The sequence below is a fragment of the Streptomyces sp. NPDC033966 genome, assembly GCF_055575955.1.
Genome location: NZ_JBVIRQ010000008.1, coordinates 375,918 through 382,498 on the forward strand (window position 1 = coordinate 375,918; position 6,581 = coordinate 382,498).

The 6,581-nt window shown below is 68.2% G+C and carries 4 protein-coding genes; all 4 read right to left on the bottom strand.

Annotated elements, in window-relative coordinates; genetic code table 11:
• Positions 1 to 67: 67 nt before the first annotated feature.
• Positions 68 to 1,651 (bottom strand): ABC transporter substrate-binding protein, encoded by a 1,584-nt coding sequence (locus ACZ518_RS24525; RefSeq protein ID WP_469115128.1) that lies wholly within the window; start codon positions 1,649 to 1,651, stop codon positions 68 to 70.
• Between the two features lie 74 nt (positions 1,652 to 1,725).
• Positions 1,726 to 3,330, bottom strand: coding sequence for an ABC transporter substrate-binding protein (locus tag ACZ518_RS24530; RefSeq protein WP_469115129.1), 1,605 nt, complete (start codon positions 3,328 to 3,330; stop codon positions 1,726 to 1,728).
• A 481-nt stretch (positions 3,331 to 3,811) separates the two neighbouring features.
• Positions 3,812 to 4,513 carry an HAD family hydrolase gene (locus ACZ518_RS24535; RefSeq protein ID WP_469115130.1) on the bottom strand — a complete coding sequence of 234 codons (702 nt, stop codon included), beginning with the start codon at positions 4,511 to 4,513 and terminating at the stop codon, positions 3,812 to 3,814.
• A 112-nt stretch (positions 4,514 to 4,625) separates the two neighbouring features.
• The coding region (locus ACZ518_RS24540; RefSeq protein WP_469115131.1) for a vitamin B12 dependent-methionine synthase activation domain-containing protein at positions 4,626 to 6,581 on the bottom strand (1,956 nt) is incomplete at its 5' end.

Genomic DNA, 6,581 nt, shown 5'->3' on the forward strand with positions numbered 1-6,581 from the left:
GCCCACGGGCAGGGCTCCGCCCCGGCTCCCTTCTCGGGTGCCGGGGCGGAGGTGTGTCCGGGGCGGGTCAGCCCTTGCTGATCTCCCAGAAGCGGAAGACCGTGGAGGCGTCCAGGGACCACTGGAGACCGGTCACGTTCTGGCGGGCGACGGCGTACTGCTTGCCCTGCCAGAGCGGGAGGATCGGGAGCTCGTCGGCGACGATGTCCTGGAGCCGGGTGTAGTCCGTGTTGGCCGCGGTGCGGTCGGACTTGGTGGAGGTCGCGGGGATGAGGCTCCCGCTGATCTCCTTGTTGTCGTAGTTGTTGTGCAGGACGTTGTCCGGGCCGAAGAACGGCTGGGTGAAGTTGTCGGCGTCGGGGTAGTCGGGGACCCAGCCCTTGACGTAGACGCCGTACTTGCCGGCCTCGATGTCCTTCTCGTACTGCTCGAACCCGACGGACTTGACGTCGGCTTCGAAGAGGCCGCTCTCGTTGAGCTGCTTGGCGATGACCTGGAACTGGTGGTCGGTGGACGGGCCGTAGCGGTCCGGCGTGGACCACAGGGTCAGCTTGATCTTGCCGGAGATGTTGGCGGCCTTGAGGACCGCCTTGGCCTTCTCCACCTGGGGGGAGCCCCCGTAGCGGTCGAAGTAGGGGGTGGTGTGTCCGGCGATGCCGGCCGGGACGATCGAGTACAGCGGGGCGGCGGTGCCCGCGTACACGTCCTTGACGAGCGCTTCGCGGTCGACGAGGTAGGCGATCGCCTTGCGGACGGGGAGCTTGCCGACGACGGGGTCGCTGACGTTGAAGACCAGGTGCTGGACTTCGGCGCCGGTGCCCTGGACGACGTCGACCTTGTTGTCGCCGGTCTTGGTGGCGGCGAGGCCGGCGATGTCCTTGGCGGCGAGGCCGCGGAAGGCGAAGTCGACGTCTCCGCTCTCCAGGACGGTCTTGAGGCCGGCCTGGTCGCCGTTGAAGAACTTCAGCGTGACGCCGGTGTTCTTGGCCTTGGCCTTGCCGCTGTAGGAGTCGTTGACCGAGAAGTTGGCGCTCTTGTCGCTGAAGGCGTCCAGCTTGTAGAGGCCGGAGCCGATCGCCTTGTTGTCGGTGCGGAGCTTGTCGGCCGGGTATTCCTTGTGGTCGACGATGGCACCCGCGCCCGACGCGATCTTGCTGGGGAAGGTGGCGTCGGACGACTTCAGCTTGAAGACGACGGTCTTCTCGTCGGGGGCTTCGATGCTCGCGATCGAGGAGAGCATCACGGCGGGGCCGTTGGCGTCGTTGATCTTCAGCGTGCGCTCGAAGGAGAACTTGACGTCCTTCGAGGTCAGGCTGTCGCCGTTGCTGAACTTCAGGCCGCTGCGCAGGGTGCACTTGTACACCTTGCTGTCGCCGCCCTCGAAGTTGCAGGCCTGGGCGGCGTCGGGCTCGGGGGTGGTGCCGCCCTTGGGGAACGTCAGCAGGGACTGGAAGACGTTGTTGAAGAGCAGCCAGGAGCCCGGGTCGTAGCCCGACGCGGGGTCGGTGGACTTCACCTTGTCGGATATGCCCATGACCACGCCCTTGCCGTTGCCGGCGGCGGAGCCGTCCTGCGAACCGCAACCGCTGAGCAGCGCTGCGGCAGTGGCCGCGCCGAGCGGGGCTGCCAACCACTGGTTACGTCTCTTCACGCGAATTCCTTCACAGTCTTGTCTGGTCGTTGCGTTGCGCCGGCCTGCGACGTCCGCCGCCGGTCCTGCCGGTCTCAGCCGCTGACACCCCGGCCGAGTTCCCACAGCTGGAGGTCGGAGATGGCGTTGACCGACCATTCCACTCCGGTGATCCCGTCGCGTGCGGCGACGTACTGCTTGCCCTGCCACAGGGGCAGGACGGGGACGTCGTCGGCGACGATGTCCTGCATCTCCGTGATCGCGGGCACGGCGACGTTGCGGTCGGCCGCGCGGCGGGATTCGGGGATGAGCCTGGTGCGGACCGCGGTGTTGGCGTACGGCGTGCCCAGGAAGTTGTCCTGCTCCAGGAACGGGGCGAGGAAGTTGTCGGGGTCCGGGTAGTCGGGGAACCAGCCGAGCCCGTAGGCGGCGTAGTCGCCCTTCTTCTGGGCGGGGCGGAAGGTGCCCCACTCGTTGCCCTGGACGGTGATGTCGAACAGCTGGGTGGAGTTCAGCTGGGTCTTGAGGGCGTCGAACTCGGCGGCGGTGCCGTCGCCGTAGTGGTCCGTGGTGTAGTTCAGGGTCAGCTTGACGGGGGTCTTGACCCCGGCGGCCTTGAGCAGCTCGGCGGCCTTGGCGGTGTTGGCCTCGCCGTACTTGTTGAAGAACGAGTTGACGTGGCCGGGCACCGCGGTGGGGACGAGCGAGTACAGGGGCTGGGCGGACTTCCCGTAGACCTTGGAGATCACGTTGTTGCGGTCGACGGCGGCGGCGAGGGCCTGGCGGACCGCCTTGTTGTTGACGGTCGGGGCGTCGGTGTTGAAGCCGATGTAGCGGATCTCCAGGCCGGGCATCGGGGTGAGCTTGACGCCCTTGGGGGGAGTCTTGGCGAACTCGGTGATCTGGGCGGGCGACAGGGTGCGGGAGACCACGTGGATCTTCCCGTCGGTGAGCGCCTTGCCCATGGTGGCGGAGTCGGCGAAGGTGCGCAGTTCGACCTTGTCGTTCTGCAGCTTGATGTCGCCCTTGTAGTTCGGGTTCTTGGTGAAGACGGCGCGGACGAGGTGGTTGTCCTTGACCTCGGCCTTCATCGTGTACGGGCCGGAGCCGTCGACGGTGAAGCCGGGGCGGAGCTTCTTGGCCTCGTAGTTCTTCTCGCTGATGATGCCGGCGGCGGGGGTGGCGAGCTTGTACGGGAAGGTCGCGTCGGCGGTCTTCAGGTGGAAGACGACGGTGTCGGTGCCCTTGGTCTCGACGGTGTCGAGGGTGGAGAGCAGGGAGGAGGGGCCGTTCTCGTCCTTGATCGCGAGGACGCGGTCGATGGAGAACTTGACGTCCTTGGCCGTGAGCGGGTCGCCACTGGCGAACTTCAGGCCGGGCCGCAGGGTGCAGCGGTAGCTCTCGTTGCCGGTGTCGGTGAAGCGGCAGTCGGAGGCAGCTTCGGGGACGGGCTGGCCGCCGCCGCGCGGGGTGCGCACGAGCGTCTGGACGGTCTGGCGCAGGACGTTCCAGGCGCCGGCGTCGTAGGCGTAGGCGGGGTCGAACGGGGCGGGGGCGTAGTCGGCTGCCTCGAACCGGTCGGTGGTACCGACGACGATCGCTCCGGACCCTGCTCCTCCGCCGCTCGCGCTGCCGCATGCGGACAGCGCGGGGGTGAGCAGGCCGATCGCGGCCGTCAGCACCATGGTCTTGCGGTTCATGCTGGAAGTACTCCCTCACCCGGCACTTGTTCAAAGCGGCGTAGAGGGCACTTCGCGGCGGTCGCCCGTTCAGGGCGGAACGATCGGGCCGGTGTTTGACGATCGGTCCACGCGCGTACCGGCGCAAGGGTGCGCGGCCGGTGCGGCAAGGGTGCGTGCGGAGTGCCCGCGTCGACATTAGTGGGCTGGGGCGGGATGGCTGGAACTGGCAGGAGTTGGGGTGTAATCGCACCGTGATGGGTGCGGACTTACCGCTTATGCCGGAGTCCTCGCAGATGCGGTCGAGAGATGATCAATCCGGACACAAAGGAAGCCCCCGGAGCCTGCGGGCGGGCTCGGCGGGGGCTTTCCGGGTGACCAAGGTCACCCGATACGTCTCTCACGGACAGGATGGAATTTCGGCCTCCGGGGTTAGGGGCGGAAGATCCTCCCGTCAGACCAGGGGCTCGCCCCCGTTCCGTTCGGTACGGAGCGTGCGCGGTCAGTTCATCGGAGTGATGAGGGAGCGCAGGAACGGGAGGTTCACGTCCTCCAGCGAGCGGACGACGGTCCGGCCGGGCGCCGGCTCGATGACGCCGACGGAGGGAACGGCCACGACCCGGCAGCCGGCCGCCTCGGCGGCGGCGACCCCGGTGGCGGTGTCCTCGATCACGGCGCAGCGCGAGGGATGCGCGCCGAGGGTGCCGGCGGCGATCAGGTACGGGTCCGGGTGGGGCTTGGTACGGGGTACCTCGTCGCCGGCGACCGTCAGGGTGAAGCGGTCCCGGCCGAGGGTGAGCAGGACCTGGTCGATGACGCGGCGGTGCGAGGCGGAAACCAGGGCGGTGGGCACGTTGTGCCGGGCCAGCTCGCTCAGCAGGCGCTCGGCGCCGGGCATCAGGGGGACCCGGTCGGCGATGCGGGCCTCGAACCGCTCGTTGAGCAGGACGCTCAGCTCGGCGAGGCCGATCTCGGCTCCGGTCCTCTCGATGAGGAAGGAGGCGCTGCGGCTCATGGGCCCGCCGACGACCACGTCGCGCCAGGCCTCGTCCAGGCGGTGGCCGAGCTCCAGGAAGATCTGGGCCTCGATCTCCCACCAGAAGCCCTCGGTGTCGACGAGGGTGCCGTCCATGTCCAGCAGTACCGCCTGCAGGGCGTGCCCGTCGGCCGTGCGGGCGACGGGGGCGGGAACGGTGCTGGTCATGCGGACGCCTCTCTGGGGGACGACAAGGCCGGCCACCTCGACCCCTGGGGCATCGCCCTCGGGGAACAGGTGACCGGCCTGTTTGGGACCGACCAGTGTACGCCGGTCGGTGTCAGCGTGCGTTGAAATACTTCGCTTCGGGGTGGTGAATCACCAGAGCGTCGGTGGACTGCTCGGGGTGCAGCTGGAATTCCTCCGAGAGGTGGACGCCGATCCGCTCCGGCTGGAGGAGGTCGGCGATCTTCGCGCGGTCCTCCAGGTCGGGGCAGGCGCCGTAGCCGAGCGAGAAGCGGGCGCCGCGGTACTTGAGGTCGAACATGTCCTCGACCTTCTCGGGGTCCTCGCCGCCGAAGCCGAGCTCGGCGCGGACCCGGGCGTGCCAGTACTCGGCGAGGGCCTCGGCCAGCTGGACGGACAGGCCGTGCAGCTCCAGGTATTCGCGGTAGGAGTCGGACTCGAACAGCTTGGCCGTGGCCTCGCCGATCCTCGAGCCGACGGTGACGACCTGGAGGCCGATGACGTCGGTCTCGCCGGACTCCTCCGGGCGGAAGAAGTCGGCGAGGCAGAGCCGGCGGCCGCGGCGCTGGCGGGGGAAGGTGAAGCGGGTCCGCTCGTTGCCCTGCTCGTCGAGGATGATCAGGTCCTCGCCCTTGGAGACGCAGGGGAAGTAGCCGTAGACCACGGCCGCTTCCAGGAGGTTCTCGGTGTGGAGCTTCTCCAGGAGGCCGCGCAGGCGCGGACGGCCCTCGCTCTCGACGAGCTCCTCGTACGTGGCTCCGCCGGCGCGGGCCTGCTTGAGGCCCCACTGGCCCTTGAACAGGGCGCCCTCGTCCAGCCAGGAGGCGTAGTCCTTGAGCGGGATGCCCTTGATGACGCGGGTACCCCAGAAGGGCGGGGTGGGGACGGGGTTGTCGACGGCCACGTCGGAGCGGCCGCCGGTCTCCTCCGGCTCGTCCACCTGGAGGGCGGGGGTGTCCCGCTTGGCGACGCGGCGCTGCTTGAGCTCGGGCAGGGTGGCGCCGGGGACTCCGCGCTTGACGGCGATGAGTGCGTCCATCAGCCGCAGGCCCTCGAACGCGTCGCGGGCGTAACGGACCTCGCCCTCGTAGATCTCGTGGAGGTCCTGCTCCACGTAGGCGCGGGTCAGGGCGGCACCACCGAGGATCACCGGGTAGTCCGCCGCCAGCTTGCGCTGGTTGAGCTCCTCCAGGTTCTCCTTCATGATCACCGTCGACTTCACCAGCAGCCCCGACATACCGATCACATCGGCCCGGTGCTCCTGCGCGGCCTCCAGGATCGCCGACACCGGCTGCTTGATCCCGATGTTCACGACGTTGTAGCCGTTGTTGGTGAGGATGATGTCGACCAGGTTCTTGCCGATGTCATGGACATCGCCCCGGACCGTGGCCAGCACGATCGTGCCCTTGCCCTCGTCGTCCGTCTTCTCCATGTGCGGTTCGAGGTAGGCGACGGCGGTCTTCATGACCTCGGCGGACTGGAGGACGAACGGCAGCTGCATCTGGCCGGAGCCGAACAGCTCACCGACGACCTTCATGCCCTCCAGGAGGGTGTCGTTGACGATGTCCAGGGCCGGGCGGGTCCGGAGGGCCTCGTCGAGATCGGCCTCCAGGCCGTTCTTCTCCCCGTCGATGATCCGCCGCCGCAGACGCTCCTCCAGCGGCAGGGCCAGCAGTTCCTCGGCCCGGCCGGCCTTCAGCGACTTCGTGTTCACGCCCTCGAACAGCGCCATCAGCTTCTGCAGCGGGTCGTAGTCACCCTCGCGACGGTCATAGATCAAGTCGAGGGCGGTACGGACCTGCTCCTCGTCGAACCGGGCGATCGGAAGGATCTTGCTCGCGTGGACGATCGCCGAGTCCAGACCCGCCTTGACGCACTCGTCGAGGAAAACGGAGTTGAGCAGCACCCGGGCAGCCGGATTCAGACCGAAGGAGATGTTCGACAGGCCCAGCGTGGTCTGCACGTCGGGGTGGCGGCGCTTGAGCTCGCGGATCGACTCGATCGTCGCGATCCCGTCCTTCCGCGACTCCTCCTGCCCCGTGCAGATCGT